The following is a 17,551-nucleotide window of genomic DNA, read 5'->3' on the forward strand; positions in this document are numbered from 1 at the left end:
ATTTCGAATCAAAACTTAAAAATCTACTTAGAACATTAAAACCTCCAAAAAAGTACTAGTACAAAAAGAATTTAAATTAAAAATGATTATTTCGATCCGTTACCATTTTCAGCTTTCTGAGCAGTACTCACGAAGGAAGGTAAGTCTGGGAAGTTCTCCTTCATTCTCTGCTCAGCTATCATGCTAGCCTCCTGTAATATCTTCCTTGCCTCTGGACTCGATGCTGCCTGCTCCAGTCCTCCTCCAGTGAAGTCACCAGCCTCAATTACAACCTCCTGTAACCCCTCTTCCACCTCCGTAAGCTCCATGCTTATCTCTGGCATAACGCCCTTGATAGCGTTCCTCAACTCTCTGACTACGCCTATAACAGGGATCAAACTGTTGAATACGTCAGCCACCTCAGTCACAGTTTCAAGCCTGAGCTGAACCTGCTCTAAGGCTATCTGTACTCCAATGAGCTGCTTGGTCATCTTCCTTATCTCAGCTATCTCGTTTGCATACATGGCAGCCCTTGCGTTGTCCTTCGACATCTGGGCAGTTACTATTCTTTCAAATAGAACTCTATCCCTTTCCTGCATCTTGGAGATGTAGACTTCCAACCTATTTATGGTGGTTTTCAGCCTGTAATTCGAGGTGACTAGCTTGTACCTAAGTGGTTGCTTCTGCTTAAATGCGCTCTTAAATTTCTCGCCTATACCGGGTTCCTGTCTACCGTTCCAGTTCTTAACGAACTCTTCTACTTTGCTAGTCATGTAGTATCTAAACAACTAATTGAGATAGTTATGCTTTTAAGATAAAGCGTTAATAATATGCGATAAGTTCTCTATAATTATATGGTAAAGTTCAAGGCAAAGATAGACGGAGAAAAGATTATATTGGAAACTATAGATGGGAAGCCTATCCAAGTTAGGGAAATCATAGTAAAGTATAGCGTTAGTTCAACCTCTCCTTCTGAGGAGAGGACTAGGAGAGTAATATCTGATTCATTAATGGTCGAAAAGGGAATAACTAAATTCGAAATTCCTACAAAAGGTCTTGATGTTGTTGGAATCTCAGTAATTTACAAGGAAGGAGAACAAACGCTTAGGGAGGACTTGAATATTTAGACTTTATATTATCCCATATTTTTGAGACTCTCTTGACAACCTCAGGGTCGCTAGCCACTTCCTCAGGCCACTCCCTTCCAAGCTCTTCCTTGAATTTTCTTGTAGCGTCTATACCCATTTTGCTACCCAACGGAGGATTTAAAACGGTGTGGTCGAGACTGTCGTTTAACGCATTATTGACTATCATAACATCCCTTTGAGGATCTACGGTGCTAGCTATGGCGTAAATTACTTGGTTGATGTCGTGAACATCAACGTTGGCGTCAACCAGGATTATCAATTTGAGGAAGCCCAGTTGCCCGGTTCCCCAAATGGACATCATGGCTCTCCTTGCCTGCCCCGGATACCTTTTCTTTATGGAGAAGATGCCCACGCTGGTAAATAGTCCATATTCAGGAAGGTTCATATCAACGAGGTCAGGGATCACCATTTTCAGGAAGGGAAGGAAAACGCGTTCTACTCCCTTTCCAATCCACGCGTCTTCAAGGGGAGGTTTCCCTACTGACGTCACATGGTATATTGGATTCTCCCTTATGTAAGCCCTCTCAAGTTTAAATACTGGGTAGTAGTCCTTAGGTGTGTAGTATCCCAAGTGATCACCGAAGGGACCCTCAAGCCTGTTATCTTCTAAATCGACGTAACCCTCTAAAACTGACTCCGCGTGGGCTGGAACTAAAATACCGTTACTCAGCTCTACTACATCCACTCCTTCTCCCCTAAGAATCCCCGCAAAAAGGTACTTGTCCAACCCTGGAGGGACAGGAGAGGCTGCCGTAAATGTGATAATGGGATCCACTCCGTTCACAATGGCTATGGGAACTCTAGTTATTCCTTTGTCCCTGTAGTTGGATGCTGCCATTGACCCCCTCTTAAAGGCTTGCCAGTGGACTAAAGCTTCTCGCTCATTCAAAATTTGTACTCTATAAATGCTCAGATTGTTAACGTTTTTCTCAGGATCCCTAGTAATGACAATGGAGAAAGTCATATACCTTCCTGCGTCGTGGGGCCAGGTCTTGGTCGCAGGGATGTTCCCCAAGTTAACCGAGTCGTCCTCACTGAACAAGGGTCTCTTTGAACTTGGCATATACTTCCCCATCTTTAGGAGAGATGGAAGCGACTTCACCTTATCCATGATGGTCACCGGCATCTCTCCAAACTGGGAAAGGAATCCCTCGGCTATCTGCTCTAAGTTTCTAGTACCAAAAAGTTCGTAGACCCCCTCCATGGAATAGTAAACGTTGGTTAGTACTCTCCAACCCTGAAATCCTTTAACGTTAGTGAAGAGGAGAGGTGGAACGTGGGAGTAAGTGGCTTGACGACCCAGTTCTGGTATTTCTAAGATGGGGTCAACTTCTTCGCTTATCTCAACCAACTTGTTTTTCGATCGCATAAAATCTAGGTAATGCCTGAGATCCTTGAAAGCCATTTTTATTCAGCCTTACAATAAAAGCCCATATGGGCACTATTATTACCTTTTATTCAAGAGCTTTATTACGCCGCGTTAAACGTTGGGTGGTATTGAGAAGTTGGTTTAATCCTGCTTAACAAGTTGCTTAAGGAATTTTGACTCCCAACACGCGTCAGGAGCTTGCTCTCGGTACACCGTCTAGATCCTTACCGTCAAATCCATCAAATTACCAAACTCTACGTCACAGTACCCCATCCATCGGCATAGAAGCTCGATCTTGACACAAACTCCCTTAATAATCAAAACCTCTTAAAGAAGGTAAAGTTTAAATTTTTACATACATGGATCATGAAGGCTGGTGACATACCGTTGGAAACAAGCTAGAAGGGGTTATGCGTTGTATCGATTGCGGGTTTGAAACCGAATTGGATCAAAAGACCATTACTTGCCCTAGATGTGGGGGAATTCTGGAAATTTCCGTGAAGTTACCCTCCACATTTTCGTTTTCAAGGTTAAGAGGAAGAGGGGTATGGAGATACTCCGAGGCCATTGCGGGAAACTACAAAACGGTAGTGAGCATCAATGAAGGGGGAACTCCGCTAATTAGGTCAAAAACCAACGAGAACGTCTACTATAAATTTGAGGGAGCTAACCCTACAGGGAGCTTTAAGGATAGAGGAATGACCGTAGCCATAAGCTCTGCTGTCAATGAAGGCTATAAAATAGTAGTTGCCGCTTCCACAGGAAACACAGCGGCCTCAGCAGCTGCGTATTCTGCGAGGGCTGGATTGAAAATCTACCTGGTTCTGCCAAAAGATAAAGTTGCGGTAGGTAAATTAGCACAGTCTATCCTATACGGAGCCACAATTCTAGAGGTGGAAGGAAGTTTTGATGTGGGAATGAAGGCTGTAATGAAACTTTATAGGGAAATGGGAATCGTTTACCCCCTAAACTCCTTCAATCCATGGCGTCTAGAGGGACAGAAAACCATAGCCTACGAGATAACAGAAGAGATAGGGGTTCCAGACGCTGTGGTCGTCCCAGTTGGGAATGCAGGAAACATATACGCTATATGGAAAGGGTTTACTGAATTGAGAAACGCCGGGCTAATAGATAAGGTTCCCAGGATGATAGGGGTTCAGGCAGAGGGGGCGTCCCCTATAGCTAGAGCCATCGCCCAAAACCTAAATACCCCTGAATTCACTGAAAACCCTGAAACTATTGCCACTGCCATAAGGATAGGTAAACCAGTTAACTGGAAGAAAGCCTTAAGGGCTATAAGGGAGTCCCAAGGAACTGCCATATACGTCAGTGATAGTGAGATAGTAGATGCTCAAAGAGATCTGGCTAGAATCGAAGGCGTTGGTGCCGAGCCAGCGTCTGTGGCGTCCTTCGCTGGTCATAGGAAAGCCTTAAAGGAAGGGATTCTAAGCAATTCGGATAAAGCAGTTCTAATTCTCACTGGGCATGCCCTAAAGGATCCAGACTCCATGGTCAGATCTGGATCAAGGAGGATAACCACTAATCCAGATTATTTGGAAAAAATTATTCTAGGTGATCTTAATGCCAATTCTTAAAATTGGAGGATCTATTCAAAAAGATGAGAAAGATTATGAATTAATAGCAGAAAGGATAGAAAAGTACTCCAGCAAGACTGATAAAGTGATTGTTGTAACCTCCGCTTTAAAAGGTGTGACCAACAGTTTAATTGAAGCTACTGAGAACCGCGATAAGGCTGTGGATCTGATAACCGAAATTTATGACAGACATGTAAAGCTCCTGTCAAAGCTGGTTGAGGGACCGGAGTTCGAAAACGCTTTCAAGTCACTTTCCAAACTAGCGGATGAGCTATTTAGAATAGCGTGGTCAATCAAGGTTTTAGACGAGACCTCCACAAGGGTGAGGGACTATATCCTCTCCTTCGGAGAGAGAATGGCTAGCGTTACTCTCGCATCGGTTCTGAAGAGCAAAAGGATGAACGCCCAAGCCTACCCTGAACCAGTTCTAGTAACTGACGACTCCTTTGGAGAGGCTAACGTAATAGAGGACCTCTCCATTAATGAGGCCCGAAAGCTTCTAGAGATTGATTCCAAGATAGTTGTCTCTCCTGGATTCATAGGGAAGACAGTTATGGATAGGTACACAACCGTGGGAAGGGGAGGTAGCGACTACACAGCGACGTTGCTGGGGAAACTTCTGGGCCTTTCTGAAGTGAGGCTAATAACTGAGGTTCCAGGAATTATGACTGCCGATCCGAGGAAGTTTCCAGGGGCTAAGACCATAACCCGTCTCTCGCTGGAGGAGGCGATGGAGCTCGCTCAAATGGGTGCAAAAAGACTTCATCCTAGAACTTTCGAGCCCATGTTCAATAATGACCTCAAGGTCTATATAGAGGGTCTATACGACGAAGGTTACACCCTCGTTGAGGGAACTTGTGACTCCTCGGATAAGTTAAAGGGGATAGCGATCCTTGAGGACCTCAAACTCATCTCAGTGGAAAGCACAAAGATAGTAGGCAAAATTGGCTCCGCTGCAAGAGTTATGGAGAAAGCTAGAGAAGCTGGGGTGAACATCGTGTCCCTATCCCAACCCGCATCTGAGACTACTATTCATCTTTTGGTGGACGCTAGAAGTTCCAACACCTTAACTTCCCGTTTAGAGGAACTAAAGGACGTAAATACGGTGAACGTTCAGGACGCCAGCGCCGTAAGCGTGGTAGGATGCGGTCTGAGAAAAAAGGAGCTATTCAAGGAAATCCTGAGGGAGGCCTCTTCCTTTGATATCACCTCCGTTTCAAGAGGGCTCAGTAACGTCAGCGCAACCTTCATAGTTAAAAGGGATGAAGGTTTTAATCTTGCAAAGGACTTACATGAGGTGGTCATAAGATGGACAAACTAAGAGTCTCCCTCCTGGGCGCTACTGGAATGGTTGGGCAGAAAATGGTTAGGCTTCTCTCCAACCACCCTTTCATTGAGCTCACCAAGGTAAGTGCTTCCCCTGGGAAGATTGGAAAGAAGTACAGTGAGGCAGTCAAGTGGGTTGAGGGCGGAGAGATACCTCAGCACGCCACTGACCTCCGAGTAGTCTCCACTGAACCTGAAGATCATAAGGACGTAGACGTTGTTCTCTCTGCTTTACCCAATGAGCTTGCTGAGGGAATAGAGCTGAAGTTAGTAAGGGAAGGAATAACTGTGGTCTCCAATGCCAGTCCTTTCAGGATGGATCCAGAAGTTCCTCTAATAAACCCTGAGGTAAATTGGGAACACCTAAAGCTATTGGATACTCAAAGGCAGAAGAGGGGCTGGAAAGGACTAATGGTTAAGAACCCCAACTGCACCGCCGCAATAATGAGCATGCCAATAAAACCGCTCCTGAAGTATAAGCTTAACAACCTGATAATTACTACACTGCAGGCAGTTAGCGGAGCAGGATACAACGGACTGTCTTTCATGTCCATTACTAATAACGTAATACCCTACATTAAGGGAGAGGAGGACAAGATCCCAAAAGAGTCAGGAAAAATGCTTGGAAGACTAAACGGGGACAGGATAGACCATGTAGAGCTTAAGGCCATGGTTACTAGCACTAGAGTTCCGGTAAAAGTAGGACATATGGGCGTAATGTACTTGTTCTTCGACTCTCAAGTGAACGCAGAGGAAGTTAAGAATGAGCTCTCAAGGTTTAGATCTCTACCCCAGGAGAAGAATTTACCCACTGCTCCAAAGACTCCCATCAGGATCTTAGAGGGAGAAGATAGGCCTCAACCCGAGATTGACGTAAGAAGCGAGAACGGGATGAGTATTAGCGTTGGGAGAGTAAAGAACGAAGGTAATGCGATAAGAATGGTAGTGCTGGGTGACAACCTAGTGAGGGGTGCAGCTGGGATCACAATCCTGACCCTAGAGGTCATGAGAGAGTTAGGTTACGTATGAAGATAGACCTTCATGTCCACTCCTTTTTTAGCGACGGAAAGTACGATCCTCTCTTTCTAGTGAAATTTGCCCAGAAAATGGGAATATACCTAGCACTTACGGACCACGATACCTCCAAAGGAATTTCCAGAGTCGAGGGAATGGTAGTGCCTGGCCAAGAGGTTACAACTCAGTTTGGACATGTCGTAGTTCTTTGCGACTTTCTCCCAAACCCTCCAAAGGAAATAGCGTCATTAGTTGACTACGCCAACGATAACAACTGCATTTCATTTCCTTCCCATCCTTTCGACCTTTTTAGGAAAGGAATAGGAAATCATGTGTACGAGTATAAATTTACTGCATTAGAGGTCTTCAATTCCAAAGCTCCTAGAAAGGCCAATGAACTTGCGAGGAGAGCTGCTGAAAGGTTAAATTTACCTGGCCTTGCTAATAGCGACTCTCACGTCAAGGAAGCTCTAGGATCAGCGTACAACGAGATAGACCTCCAGGAGTTCAACGTTGAGGCTATCCTGGAGAAGCTGCGTAAAAGGGAGATTAAACCGGTTCCAAGGGGCTTGACGGTAACTGCTAAATTAAATATTGCTAAATGGTATATAGAGAGGAAACTGAGACTTGAGAAAGATACCGGCGGAGTTGTGCGTGAGATGCAAGGGAACTAAGTTCCTCTGCGGTCTCCCCTCTTGTCCTATCACTCAAAGGTTCAGATCCATCGTAAACACCACGTCAAAAATATCTTTGGAGAAGGGAATAATCGAAGGTTCAACGCCCCCAAGCGCCATAGTCGGGGAAAGAGGTTACCCAAAGGTTTCCCTAAATTTCAACGTAGTGCCCGGAGTTACGGGGGAAGAGACGAGGATATATAACGACCCTGCAAATTGGTGGGGAAAGGCCAACATTTACGATATAATAAATTACAGATCTTCTCTGGTCTCCAATTTGTCCGAGGTTAGAATAACTGACGTATGGAAGCTCTACGAGAAGGAGTTGTCCCTAGCTATAGTTTCGGAGAAGCCTGTAGTTTCCGAGAGCAAAATAACTGGGAAACTGGAGACCAAACTGAGGTTTGATGGAGTTGTAATGCCTAGAGGTCCTTCGGTCGTAGCTGAAAACATTAGGATTGTGGAGGACCCCAAGCCTCCCAGAACTCTGGAGAAGTTATTCAACGATGACTTAAAGGCGGAGGAAGGAGTTCGCGTTCTATACGAGGAAGGGAATGACGTTTACAGAATAATTGACGCTCTCTCATTAGGATTCCTAGGCAAACGAAAGACCAGGAAGCTCGTCCCAACGAGATGGGCCATAACCGCGGTGGATTCTATTGTAGGAAAGTCCCTTTACGAAAAGGTTAGAGATCTGGAGCCAGTGAACGAGATCTCCGTGTTTTATCAAGGATACCTTGGGAACCACTTTCACGTCATACTGTTTCCCTCAGCGTACGCCTCTTACTGGGTCGAGATTTGGCACCAGATGTCCCTTTGGGCTAACGAGTTAGTAATTTCAGACCTCAAGGAAGACTATTGGGGTAACTACGAGACCATAGACGGGGGATATATGGCAGCTAGGACTTCAGTCCTCGAATACCTAAATTCCATCAGGAGATCAGCTGGAGTAATAATAGTGAGAGAGATCACGAGGGATTATTTTGCGCCACTAGGTAATTGGCACATTAGGGAAACTGTTAGAAGATCGTTCCAGAATAAGATTGCCGTGGTAGAGAACCTGCAAAGAGCAATTGACCTAGTAAATTCTAGATTGAAGGTCCAAGGAGTTAACCTTAGGGAAGTTAGGGTGATTAAACAGGTTTTGGGCCAAAGTAGAATAGACTCTTTCTTCTCCTAAAATATCAAGGAGAAAGCCGACATGGCAGTGTAAAGCCTATTCTCGGCTTGATCCCAGACCCTGCTTTTCTTTCCGTCAATTACTCCCTGCTCTACTTCCTCCCCTCTCACTGCAGGTAAACAGTGCATGAAAATGGAGTCTGAAGAGGTATACCTCATCAGATCCTCAGTCACCCTGTAGGTTGACAAGACCTCTCTCCTTTTCTGAGCTTCGCCTTCCTGCCCCATACTGACCCAGACGTCGGTATATACCACAGATGCTCCCCTCACAGCCTCGTAAGGATCTTCGTAAAATTCGATGATTGCGCCACTACTTTCAGCCTCCTCCTCTATCCTTTTCCATATGTCAGGTCTAGGTCTCATATCCTTTGGTGAAGCTACCTTGAGTTCTAGACCAAATTTAGCCACAAATGCCATTAGACTTACCAGGACATTATCTCCCCCATCTCCCACGAAGGCGATAGGTTTCTCTAACGTCCCAAATATTTCCTTTATTGTCATAAAGTCAGTAAGAGCTTGAAGTGGATGAGATAAATCGCTGAGTAGGTTCACTACCGGTCTCCCTGAGTACTCGGAAAGCTTAAGGAGAGTTTCATGCTTTAGAACCCTAGCCCCTATACCGTGGACCATCCTCCCCAAAACCCTTGCGGTATCCTCGATGGGTTCTCCTCTCGAGATCTGTATGTCGTTCTTTCCTATTACTATTGGGCTACCCCCCAACATTGATACAGCTAGCTCAGAGCTGATTCTGGTTCTAGTACTGGGCTTTTCGAAAAGAAGGACTATCCTCTTCCCATCCAACGACTTGGGGACCAAATTGGTTAACACTTTCTCCTTCATGGAGAACGAAACGTCCAAAAGCCTCTGTAAGTCCCATCTATCGAAGTCGAGAAGACAAATGAGATTTCTACCCTTTAGCATCGTTTAAAAGTAAAAGATGAATATTATAAGCTATGAGCGAACTGTCGGCCCTGGAGGAGACAACAAGAGCTAGGCAGGGCAACAAACCTAGCTACGATGAGGCTTACGTACTTTGGGCCTTGAATCTCATATATGATGAACCTCCCATGGGAAGACTTACTCTCATGAAAAGGCTGACTCTTAGCGAGGCGTCAGTGAAGACTATGCTCAGGAGGTTAAGGGAGTCCAATCTGGTCTCTGTGGACAGGGTAGGTGGAGCTGAACTTACCCTCAAGGGAAAGAGGCTGGTGGAGGAGTGGCGATCTAGGGTTTCAATTTTCAGCGCAACCTTAAGCTCCATAGGTTGGGAGTCCATACAAATAGCCTTAAAAAATGGTGGAGAACTGATCGAAAAGGTAGGTATTATTCAACTAAGAGATGATATTATAAAAATAGGCGCAGATGCTGTTCTAATTACTGTTAAAACTCAGGAAGATATAGAAATTCCCCCTAAAACAGAGGAATTTGCAATAAAATCACTCTTAGAGGAACTATCCAATCTCTCTTCCCAGTATAGTTCTGGGGATTTAATTATTTACATAAAGCCAAGTGATTTACACCTTGCGTATAAAGTTGGAATATTTCTTTTACAGAAACTTCAAAGGAATTAAATTTTTCATTTTGAAGGAAATTAAAAAGTCCCATGCAGACTAAAGTTTCCACGTTTCGAGACGGAGCAGGTCTCCTGTAGGATTTGAGCAAAGCTTTTCAGAATGTGGGTTCAGGAACCATGAATGAAGGTAGGTTTTCTGGTTAATCCTTACGCTGGAGCTGGAGGTAGGCTCGGATATAAGGGGAGTGATGATATTAGAGAGGAAAACCCAGAAATTCCCGCTAGGGTCTCCAGGTTTCTTTCAAAGGCTCCTGACGTCGAGTATTTAACTCCCCGGGAAAAGATGGGCGAAGTTTATTTTGCTGGATCGAATAAAAAAGTGATCATACTAAATTCTGGGAAAAACGACTCAACTAGAGAAGATACTGTAAATTCAGTTAAAGAGATGATTGAAAGGGGAGCGGATATCATAACTTTTGTGGGAGGTGATGGGACTGCTAGAGACGTTGCCCAGGTAGTTGGTACCACGATCCCTATTTTAGGGGTTCCTGCAGGTGTCAAAATGCATAGTGGAGTCTTCGCTTCCACGCCAGAAGCTGCAGGCACACTCCTTTCCCACTTCGTTCTGGGGAGGGCTAAAGTTGTCGCTACCGAGGTTTTAGACGTTGATGAAGAAATGTATAGGAGAGGTAAGTATGTAGTAAAACTGTATTATATAGCAAAAACTATATCTTTTAACCGTTTGTTGACACCATCTAAACAGGAATATAGTTATTCTGATGAATTGGATGGTATAGCCGACTTTTTCCTGGATAAGGTGATGAAAGATGGAATTGTTTACATAATGGGTCCAGGATCCACTGTAAAGAGGATAGAGGAGAGGCTTGGCCTTAAGCCCAACTTTCTCGGCATAGACGTCTTCTTGGGAAAAAAGTTAATCAAAGCAAATGCAAACTACCTTGATTTAGTTGCTTTAACTGGGGGGTTAAAACTAAAGATAGTACTCACCCCGATAGGGGGCCAAGGGTTCGTTATTGGGCGTGGAAATCAAGAAATAGGACCTGAAATCCTGAGGAGGATAGAAAAGGAGGACATTATCATCCTTTCAGTTCGCGAGAAACTGGACAGAATCGATTGCTTAAGATTCGACACAGGCGATCCGAGCCTTGACGAGAAGTTCAAGGGAGTCTACAGAGTCATAATAGGCTACGACGAGACCATGGCCGTGAAGACGTGTAGTACTTAGATCGGAAAACAGTGATATTACCCAGGATTACGTTTGGTTATCCATTAAAAACCAGTTTACGCATATTAGTTTCACAGTGTCTGATAGAGACTCTAGCGTCAATAGGGCAACTGAACTGAGCGAGGAGGTCTCTAGGTCCTCTCCTAGATCTAAGTTAATGGATGCTATACTTGTCCTTCTTCACGCTAGACCTCTCCGTACTTCTGAAATTTCCTCCAATCTGGGATATGAAACTAAGTACGTTAGCAGTTACTTGAGCTATTGGAAAAAGAGGGGACTTGTGTACCAGGAGGGAGGGAGGTGGTACCTTACTCCTGATGGAGAAAATCTAGCGGTCACAATCATAGACTCTTACTCTAATTCGAGGTTCAAGGAAATGCTAATGATAGCCAAGCAAATGATAAACGAACCGGTTAAAGAGTCAATAAACAACAAAAAGCCACAAAGTAACAGAAGTGAACCTAAGGAAGTTTTGTCGTTTATTGACTCTAAAACCAAATCGGATGTCAATAAACAACAAAGAACGGATCCAAGTGTTTGTATATCTGATATTTCAGAGAAATTAGACAATGACGAGAAAGATATTCTCCTTTTCTTACTAGAAAGATATAAACAGTGGGGTTCAACCTACGTCTATCTGGACCAGCTTCAGGAGGAATATAAGGCCGATTCGACCTGGCTCTTCAAAGTTCTAAGAGGTTTGCAGACTAAGAGAGTCCTCTACCTTTATAACGACCCCAAACTGGGTTTCAGGATAGGTTTTTCGCAATCTGTCAAGAGAAAGCTTGAGAACTGCTAATCGTAGTATTCGCAGGCCTGTCCTGTGTCCTTTCAGAGGAATTCATTACAAGTTCTTCTTAACCCTGTAAAACAGCGTTAGTTGTTATTTACAACTACTATATCCGAGTTTTCTTGTTGACCCAGTCTGGATCCATTAGATAATTATACAAAAGATTGGATTTTTCGTAAAGACTCTTAAGACAATAAATTAGCGTAAGAGTAGTAGTAATCTATATAACTGGTCCAGTGGAAGAGTAGCTTAAGACAAAAGAGGTGCTTTAGTTGTCTTCGAATAAATCAGTAAAAATGTCCGAGGAGGAGATCGATAAGGCTTTGGAAAAGGCCGAAAAGGAGGCTGAAAAGAAAGATCATAAAAAAATATGGATGGACAAAATGATGAAGAGCGCCAAGACTTACTATAAGGTATGCCCGTACTACGATAAGAAAACTTCCAAATGCTTCCTCTCACTTTCAAGTAAATGTAATAGAGATGGAAAATATGAGAATTGTCCTGTATTTCTAGATTTCTTAGACAATAAATACAAAGAATTTACATCTAAAAAGAAAATACTTCCATTGGATTTCCTAGATTTAGCCCAATCTGTGTAAGATAGAGCGTGTAACGGGAGTGGTAAGGAAAAAGACGGATGAGGAAGAGGGAGAACTAGAGGAAAGGGAGGAGAAAAAGGACAAGAAGTCTAAGAAAGAAAAATACATCGACGCAGAAAAGCTACTGGACGAATATATTGAGGAAGTCGAAATAGGGCTGGGGCTGAGCCATCTTAAGCTGGGCAAGGACTTATTTAAGGAAATAATTAAGGAACCTTTCATCTCCGCAGTAGGACAGGTTAAGTCTAAGCCAAAACCTAAAACCATAATTAATAGGCTCAACTCCTCGAAGGACGTCCTGATGGAGTACGTAGCAGCAAAGCTAGTAAGGTTAGTGGAGCTCTCCAAACTTACAGACGATCAACTTGAGTTTCTTGTGTTTTACTCAGGTAGAGCAGTGGTTGATCTAGCCCCAGCGTTATATAGGGAAGTTACCAGAAGGGGAAGAACTGATCTACTGGACAACTTGAGGTATAATTGGAATCTTTACGGCATAAAATCCCCCGCAAAGTGCCCTAAATGTGGTTTCGAAGCTGTCATGCCAGACTACTCATGTAAAATCTGTGGATATGTCCTATCCAGCAAGGAACTCAAGGACTCAATAAACCTGATTCCGCAGTTGGAAGAGATGGTAAGGTACGATGCTGAAGGGTTAAAGGAAATTATTTCCAGCGGATATCTTTACTATAACTCTGCAGGGCCTATACCACCTTCAAGATTTAAACCAAAAGAAATGGAAATATACTATGAAATTGTACTCAATGGCCAGGAGAAATCTCTTTTGAGCAAAGTTTACAATACTCACCATCCTTGATTAATGCCCCACACATTTTGCACCTTGAGAATCTACTCGAAATGACTTGAATGGAAGGCGGAAAAGTGTGAAACACCTCGTTATCCTTGAAGCTGTCATGTAACCAGAGAAATATGGCGTCAAAGACTTCGTCACCTGTCTTTAACTCCCCGGTTAATTCCGAGAATCCCATCATCTCGGTGAGAGGAGTGTTGTAAAGGGGGAGAAGAAAAAGTTTGTCTCCTACTCTGTTAACTAGGGAAAACAGAGAGAGGTATGAATTTTCTAGCTCAGACGAGGAGTAAATTAGATAAGCTTCAAAGAAGTCGGCCGTGAAAGGCAAGACTACTATTTTTTCTTCCTCTTGATTTAATCTTAATATTAAACTACGTATAGTCAGATTAATTCTATTATAATTTTCTGTTATTATATTTTTTATATTAAGATCACATTGGAGACACAGTTTAGTCATCATTGAAGATAACAGCTCGCCCACTTCTTTGTAAAATTCTGGGTAAGCTATGATAATGCTCTGCTTTCTTAGATTTATTCCAGTCTTGCTCATGTTTTTCCTTACCCGGTGAAGAACTTCGTTCCTAGAACATCTTGGGCAAAGTAACTTTCCGCTAACCATTAAGGAGGCTCCTTCGTTCCCGCAATTAACGCATTTCACCTTATGAACCAGTAGTTATGATAGGAACACATCAAAATATTATTTACTTGGTATCCTAACCACCCTATAGTTAGTAATGTTATAGAAAAGGAGATTCCATAGGGAAGTTACTCTCATTTAAGCTTAGAACCAGATAAATTCCGAGACTAGGCTCTTGATAAGACAACTCTACGTTAATTGTCCTTAAGTTGGGGGATAGAAAAATTTATATATAACCGATCTGAATGGACTTCAGAAAAGGTGATAATGTATGGCTGGAGTTCCAGTTCTTCTATTCAAGGAAGGTACTTCCAGATCGACTGGTAGAGATGCGTTAAGAAATAACATTTTAGCAGCAAGAACTTTAGCTGAAATGCTTAGGTCAAGCCTAGGTCCTAAAGGACTCGACAAAATGCTCATTGATAGCTTTAACGACGTCACTATCACCAATGATGGAGCTACAATAGTCAAAGAAATGGAGATTCAACACCCGGCAGCCAAGCTCCTCGTGGAGGCTGCTAAAGCTCAGGACGCTGAGGTTGGAGACGGTACGACTAGCGCAGTGGTTCTTGCAGGACTTCTCTTGGAGAAGGCTGAGGCGTTATTGGATCAGAACGTTCATCCTACAATCATAATAGAAGGGTACAAGAAGGCCTTCAGCAAGGCCCTTGACATTTTGAGCCAAATTTCAACCAAGATCGACGTCAAGGACTTGCAGAATCCCTCAGTCAAGGCTAACCTGAAGAAAATAGTTTACACGACAATGGCTAGCAAGTTTATTGCAGAATCCGAAGCTGAAATGAACAAAATAATGGATATAATAATTGACGCAGTGGCTAAGGTAGCTGAACCTCTACCTAACGGTGGATATAACGTCAGTCTTGACTTGGTTAAGATTGACAAGAAGAAAGGAGGAACAATAGAGGACAGTGTTCTAGTCCACGGTTTAGTCCTAGACAAGGAAGTTGTCCATCCGGGTATGCCCAAGAGGGTAGAAAAGGCAAAGATTGCGGTACTTGACGCTGCTTTGGAGGTCGAGAAGCCCGAAATATCTGCAAAGATAAGCATTACCAGTCCTGACCAGATTAAGTCTTTCCTAGACGAGGAGACCAAGTACCTCAAGGAAATGGTCGACAAGTTAGCTAGCATTGGTGCCAACGTGGTGGTGTGCCAGAAGGGCATCGACGACATCGCCCAACACTTCCTTGCCAAGAAGGGTATACTCGCTGTGAGGAGAGTGAAGAGGAGCGACATCGAGAAGCTCGAGAAGGCTTTAGGAGCCAGAATAATAAGCAGCGTGAAGGACGCTACACCCGAAGATCTAGGCTACGCTGAGCTCGTCGAGGAGAGGAGAATTGGTAACGATAAGATGGTATTCATAGAGGGCGCAAAGAATCCCAGGGCAGTAAACATCCTCCTGAGAGGTTCGAACGACATGGCTTTGGATGAGGCTGAAAGGAGCATAAATGATGCACTTCATGCTCTAAGGAACATATTGCTCGAGCCCATGATAGTTCCCGGTGGGGGAGCAATAGAGGTAGAGCTATCCATGAGGTTGAAAGAATACGCTAGGACTGTTGGAGGCAAGGAGCAGTTGGCCATAGAAGCCTATGCTGATGCGCTGGAGGAGATACCCAGTATACTCGCAGAGACTGCTGGAATGGAACCTATATCTGCCCTCATGGACCTAAGAGCTAGGCACGTGAAGGGAATTTCAAACGCTGGAATAGACGTGATAAACGGTAAGATCACGGATGATATGTTTAGTATCAATGTATTAGAGCCAGTTAGGGTGAAGAGGCAAGTCCTGAAGAGCTCGACTGAAGCTGCTACAGCTGTGCTTAAGATTGACGATCTGATAGCCGCGTCTCAGCTGAAGTCAGAAGGTGGTAAAGGGAAGGCTGGAGGAGAAGAAGGAGAAGGAATGGGAGCTGGAGGAGCTCCCTCGTTCGGGTAACGTAATTTAAAATTTTTTATACATTAGTAAAGTATCCGTATCTTCAATATTTTTGAATCCATCTATTTCATCCAGGGCCTTCTTTGCTGCTGCCTGAATGTCCTTATCGCTATAGCTCGCAATTACCTCTTGGAGAAGCTTCTTAGATAACTCCACTCCCAGAACGAGTATCAGGTCAACGAAATCTGGGCTCTCAAAATACTCTACAAGTCGCTTTGGATCCCCTCCGTATGAGGAGAACTTATACTTCGACTCTGCACTGGCGAGTAACCTCCTCACGTCATCCAGCCTTTTTAGATCCAAGGCTGTGGGTGTCAAAATCTTACTCGCAATGTTTCTCAGAAAGTCCGGTTCGCCCAAAATCCAATCGCCTAATGTGGTATTATCCCTCACATCTATAAAAGGATTAGTTTATCTTGAAGTCATGATTAGGAAAGAGGATAAAGGACTGGGATTCAAGTTTAAAGGGAACATGTTAACTATCAATCCAGGGTGTAGGGAAGCTCCAACTTAAAACTGTAAAGCATAGTAAGGTACTGTAAGGTCTAGTGAAGAAAGCTAGCGTTCAATTCGAAAACTTTTCATCGAATCCGAACCTGCATGTGGCTATTTCACTATGATAAACTAGTTAATTCTAGATTTTATCTTAACTAATTTAAACTGAGTATGAAATGCTAATGTATTAAAATTGGTTATAGCTTCTTCATTGTAACAATTTATCAAGAAGACACTTAATCTAGTTGAGGCAATATTTTTGGTACATCAGGAAAAAATCTATCCCTTTCACAATATTTAAAAAGGAGATTTAGGAGTCTATATTAGTGAGTGGATTGAGCACCAAGAGTAAGAAAAGCAGAAGAGTGAAGGAAGAGGATAGTGAAGTAGAGAGCAAGCTGAAGGTAGTCTACTCAGATAAGGACGTAGTGGTAATGACGGCCCCCAATGAGGAGGAACTTAAGCAAATATTACTAGATCTCCTGACGGAAAAGCCCATGAACCTGAAGGAATTACACAGCAAATTGTCAGGAATAGCAAGTGAAGACAAAATAAGAAGGGCTTTAGCTAGTTTAACTGAAAGTAGACACGTTACCATGTTGGAAGACGGCAGATACGCCAAGCTAGGTACAGATTGAAATTTATGTCCTGTAAGGGCAACTTCTCCAATATTTGCTACACATCTCGGCGTTCGTGACCGTGAGTATTCTCCCTAAGGCAGTGCAAAAGGCTACGTAGCCCTTACCAGTTCTCATAGGTCTGTAATTCTCGCATGAGCTTTCCAGCGGGCTTTCCATCACGTTCACCAAAGGGTAAAATTTTATCTCTTGCTCAACCGATTGATATAGTTCGAGACCTTGCTTTTCCTCTCCTGTATCAACGAAATACCTACAACCCTTAAAGGAATTAAAGCAACGATTTGGGCTGGTCACATCAGCGGTGGGAGTGTCAAGCATCGGGGAGGTACAGTAGCCAGACTTGTAGTGGGGACAAATATCATGTTTCTGCAACTTCTCTCACTACTACATGGATACCAGATAAGTTCTCTGCATCCTCAGTCCAGATGGGAACGTGGATCCTGCTTATCTTTACCTCATCTACGTTTTTTATCTTCGACATAACCTCTTGAATCTGAACGTCCACTTGGTTGCTCCTCCCGGAGAAGTCCTCTATAACTAATATTTCAGCTATTTTCTTCATAATAAAACTCTTGCCTCTAAAG

The 17,551-nt window shown here is 43.5% G+C and carries 20 protein-coding genes; 13 read left to right on the plus strand and 7 right to left on the minus strand.

All coding sequences use genetic code 11. From position 1 onward, the window contains the following. Positions 1 to 86 precede the first annotated feature (86 nt). Positions 87 to 752 (minus strand): cell division protein CdvB1/B2, encoded by a 666-nt coding sequence (gene cdvB1/B2 / locus GWK48_RS02095; protein WP_174629156.1) that lies wholly within the window; start codon positions 750 to 752, stop codon positions 87 to 89. Between the two features lie 81 nt (positions 753 to 833). Between cdvB1/B2 and GWK48_RS02100 the strand changes: the two genes are divergently transcribed. Then, positions 834 to 1,106, plus strand: coding sequence for a hypothetical protein (locus tag GWK48_RS02100; RefSeq protein ID WP_174629158.1), 273 nt, complete (start codon positions 834 to 836; stop codon positions 1,104 to 1,106). On the opposite strand, the gene GWK48_RS02105 is transcribed toward GWK48_RS02100, so the two are convergent. Then, positions 1,084 to 2,532, minus strand: a complete 1,449-nt coding sequence (locus GWK48_RS02105; RefSeq protein WP_174629160.1) for a UbiD family decarboxylase — start codon at positions 2,530 to 2,532, stop codon at positions 1,084 to 1,086. The two genes, GWK48_RS02100 and GWK48_RS02105, sit on opposite strands and share 23 nt — an antisense overlap. Positions 2,533 to 2,906: 374 nt before the next feature. On the opposite strand from GWK48_RS02105, the gene thrC reads away from it, so the two are divergent. From thrC to GWK48_RS02130, 5 genes are read left to right on the plus strand one after another with little or no spacing between them, the layout of a single operon-like run. Further along, positions 2,907 to 4,091, plus strand: coding sequence for a threonine synthase (gene thrC, locus GWK48_RS02110; RefSeq protein WP_174629163.1), 1,185 nt, complete (start codon positions 2,907 to 2,909; stop codon positions 4,089 to 4,091). Continuing rightward, positions 4,078 to 5,412: an aspartate kinase gene (locus tag GWK48_RS02115; RefSeq protein WP_174629165.1), complete on the plus strand. Its 1,335-nt coding sequence runs from the start codon at positions 4,078 to 4,080 to the stop codon at positions 5,410 to 5,412. The genes thrC and GWK48_RS02115 overlap by 14 nt, the downstream gene beginning before the upstream one ends. Beyond that, positions 5,400 to 6,446 carry an aspartate-semialdehyde dehydrogenase gene (gene asd, locus GWK48_RS02120; RefSeq protein WP_174629168.1) on the plus strand — a complete coding sequence of 349 codons (1,047 nt, stop codon included), beginning with the start codon at positions 5,400 to 5,402 and terminating at the stop codon, positions 6,444 to 6,446. Before GWK48_RS02115 ends, asd begins: the two co-directional genes overlap by 13 nt. Then, positions 6,443 to 7,105 carry a PHP domain-containing protein gene (locus tag GWK48_RS02125; protein ID WP_174629170.1) on the plus strand — a complete coding sequence of 221 codons (663 nt, stop codon included), beginning with the start codon at positions 6,443 to 6,445 and terminating at the stop codon, positions 7,103 to 7,105. Before asd ends, GWK48_RS02125 begins: the two co-directional genes overlap by 4 nt. Beyond that, complete coding sequence (locus tag GWK48_RS02130; protein WP_174629172.1) at positions 7,059 to 8,285, plus strand: Nre family DNA repair protein; 1,227 nt, start codon at positions 7,059 to 7,061, stop codon at positions 8,283 to 8,285. Before GWK48_RS02125 ends, GWK48_RS02130 begins: the two co-directional genes overlap by 47 nt. Here the strand turns inward: GWK48_RS02130 and argF are convergent. Continuing rightward, positions 8,282 to 9,205, minus strand: coding sequence for an ornithine carbamoyltransferase (argF, locus tag GWK48_RS02135; protein WP_174629173.1), 924 nt, complete (start codon positions 9,203 to 9,205; stop codon positions 8,282 to 8,284). The genes GWK48_RS02130 and argF overlap by 4 nt on opposite strands. Before the next feature lie 32 nt (positions 9,206 to 9,237). On the opposite strand from argF, the gene GWK48_RS02140 reads away from it, so the two are divergent. The 5 genes from GWK48_RS02140 to GWK48_RS02160 all read left to right on the plus strand — a co-directional run bounded on the left by GWK48_RS02140 (position 9,238) and on the right by GWK48_RS02160 (position 13,246). Further along, complete coding sequence (locus tag GWK48_RS02140; RefSeq protein ID WP_174629175.1) at positions 9,238 to 9,855, plus strand: DUF4443 domain-containing protein; 618 nt, start codon at positions 9,238 to 9,240, stop codon at positions 9,853 to 9,855. A 123-nt stretch (positions 9,856 to 9,978) separates the two neighbouring features. Further along, positions 9,979 to 11,043, plus strand: a complete 1,065-nt coding sequence (locus GWK48_RS02145) for an ATP-NAD kinase family protein (RefSeq protein ID WP_174629177.1) — start codon at positions 9,979 to 9,981, stop codon at positions 11,041 to 11,043. Between the two features lie 76 nt (positions 11,044 to 11,119). After that, positions 11,120 to 11,842 carry a replication initiator protein WhiP gene (locus GWK48_RS02150; RefSeq protein WP_174629179.1) on the plus strand — a complete coding sequence of 241 codons (723 nt, stop codon included), beginning with the start codon at positions 11,120 to 11,122 and terminating at the stop codon, positions 11,840 to 11,842. A 263-nt stretch (positions 11,843 to 12,105) separates the two neighbouring features. After that, positions 12,106 to 12,432, plus strand: coding sequence for a hypothetical protein (locus GWK48_RS02155; RefSeq protein ID WP_174629181.1), 327 nt, complete (start codon positions 12,106 to 12,108; stop codon positions 12,430 to 12,432). Between the two features lie 19 nt (positions 12,433 to 12,451). Beyond that, positions 12,452 to 13,246 (plus strand): hypothetical protein, encoded by a 795-nt coding sequence (locus GWK48_RS02160; protein ID WP_174629182.1) that lies wholly within the window; start codon positions 12,452 to 12,454, stop codon positions 13,244 to 13,246. Here GWK48_RS02160 and GWK48_RS02165 read toward each other — a convergent pair. Next, positions 13,191 to 13,859 (minus strand): hypothetical protein, encoded by a 669-nt coding sequence (locus GWK48_RS02165; protein WP_246263874.1) that lies wholly within the window; start codon positions 13,857 to 13,859, stop codon positions 13,191 to 13,193. The genes GWK48_RS02160 and GWK48_RS02165 overlap by 56 nt on opposite strands. A gap of 289 nt (positions 13,860 to 14,148) precedes the next feature. Here GWK48_RS02165 and thsA point away from each other — a divergent pair, with 289 nt between their 5' ends. Continuing rightward, on the plus strand, positions 14,149 to 15,834 hold the full coding sequence (thsA, locus tag GWK48_RS02170; protein ID WP_174629184.1) for a thermosome subunit alpha: 1,686 nt from the start codon (positions 14,149 to 14,151) through the stop codon (positions 15,832 to 15,834). A 6-nt stretch (positions 15,835 to 15,840) separates the two neighbouring features. On the opposite strand, the gene GWK48_RS02175 is transcribed toward thsA, so the two are convergent. Continuing rightward, entirely contained in the window at positions 15,841 to 16,194 is a 354-nt protein-coding gene (locus GWK48_RS02175; protein WP_174632436.1) for a hypothetical protein, read from the minus strand. 470 nt (positions 16,195 to 16,664) lie between these two features. Here GWK48_RS02175 and GWK48_RS02180 point away from each other — a divergent pair, with 470 nt between their 5' ends. Then, positions 16,665 to 16,967, plus strand: coding sequence for a hypothetical protein (locus tag GWK48_RS02180; RefSeq protein WP_174632438.1), 303 nt, complete (start codon positions 16,665 to 16,667; stop codon positions 16,965 to 16,967). Between the two features lie 3 nt (positions 16,968 to 16,970). Here GWK48_RS02180 and GWK48_RS02185 read toward each other — a convergent pair whose 3' ends face one another. Together GWK48_RS02185 and GWK48_RS02190 are read right to left on the minus strand one after the other, a co-directional pair. Beyond that, positions 16,971 to 17,339: a hypothetical protein gene (locus GWK48_RS02185; protein WP_174629185.1), complete on the minus strand. Its 369-nt coding sequence runs from the start codon at positions 17,337 to 17,339 to the stop codon at positions 16,971 to 16,973. Next, a complete protein-coding gene (locus tag GWK48_RS02190) occupies positions 17,326 to 17,529 on the minus strand; it encodes a hypothetical protein (protein ID WP_174629187.1) in 204 nt (67 codons plus the stop codon). The genes GWK48_RS02185 and GWK48_RS02190 overlap by 14 nt, the downstream gene beginning before the upstream one ends. Positions 17,530 to 17,551: the final 22 nt, after the last annotated feature.

This window comes from Metallosphaera tengchongensis, assembly GCF_013343295.1.
GTDB classification, from domain to species: Archaea; Thermoproteota; Thermoprotei_A; order Sulfolobales; family Sulfolobaceae; genus Metallosphaera; species Metallosphaera tengchongensis.

What these genes read in the sequence shown, in the direction of transcription:
- cdvB1/B2 (WP_174629156.1), bottom strand. Translation starts at nt 752, where the DNA reads ATGACTAGCAAAGTAGAAGAGTTCGTTAAGAACTGGAACGGTAGACAG.
- GWK48_RS02100 (WP_174629158.1), top strand. Translation starts at nt 834, where the DNA reads ATGGTAAAGTTCAAGGCAAAGATAGACGGAGAAAAGATTATATTGGAA.
- GWK48_RS02105 (WP_174629160.1), bottom strand. Translation starts at nt 2,532, where the DNA reads ATGGCTTTCAAGGATCTCAGGCATTACCTAGATTTTATGCGATCGAAA.
- thrC (WP_174629163.1), top strand. Translation starts at nt 2,907, where the DNA reads ATGCGTTGTATCGATTGCGGGTTTGAAACCGAATTGGATCAAAAGACC.
- GWK48_RS02115 (WP_174629165.1), top strand. Translation starts at nt 4,078, where the DNA reads ATGCCAATTCTTAAAATTGGAGGATCTATTCAAAAAGATGAGAAAGAT.
- asd (WP_174629168.1), top strand. Translation starts at nt 5,400, where the DNA reads ATGGACAAACTAAGAGTCTCCCTCCTGGGCGCTACTGGAATGGTTGGG.
- GWK48_RS02125 (WP_174629170.1), top strand. Translation starts at nt 6,443, where the DNA reads ATGAAGATAGACCTTCATGTCCACTCCTTTTTTAGCGACGGAAAGTAC.
- argF (WP_174629173.1), bottom strand. Translation starts at nt 9,205, where the DNA reads ATGCTAAAGGGTAGAAATCTCATTTGTCTTCTCGACTTCGATAGATGG.
- GWK48_RS02140 (WP_174629175.1), top strand. Translation starts at nt 9,238, where the DNA reads ATGAGCGAACTGTCGGCCCTGGAGGAGACAACAAGAGCTAGGCAGGGC.
- GWK48_RS02145 (WP_174629177.1), top strand. Translation starts at nt 9,979, where the DNA reads ATGAAGGTAGGTTTTCTGGTTAATCCTTACGCTGGAGCTGGAGGTAGG.
- GWK48_RS02165 (WP_246263874.1), bottom strand. Translation starts at nt 13,859, where the DNA reads ATGGTTAGCGGAAAGTTACTTTGCCCAAGATGTTCTAGGAACGAAGTT.
- thsA (WP_174629184.1), top strand. Translation starts at nt 14,149, where the DNA reads ATGGCTGGAGTTCCAGTTCTTCTATTCAAGGAAGGTACTTCCAGATCG.
- GWK48_RS02190 (WP_174629187.1), bottom strand. Translation starts at nt 17,529, where the DNA reads ATGAAGAAAATAGCTGAAATATTAGTTATAGAGGACTTCTCCGGGAGG.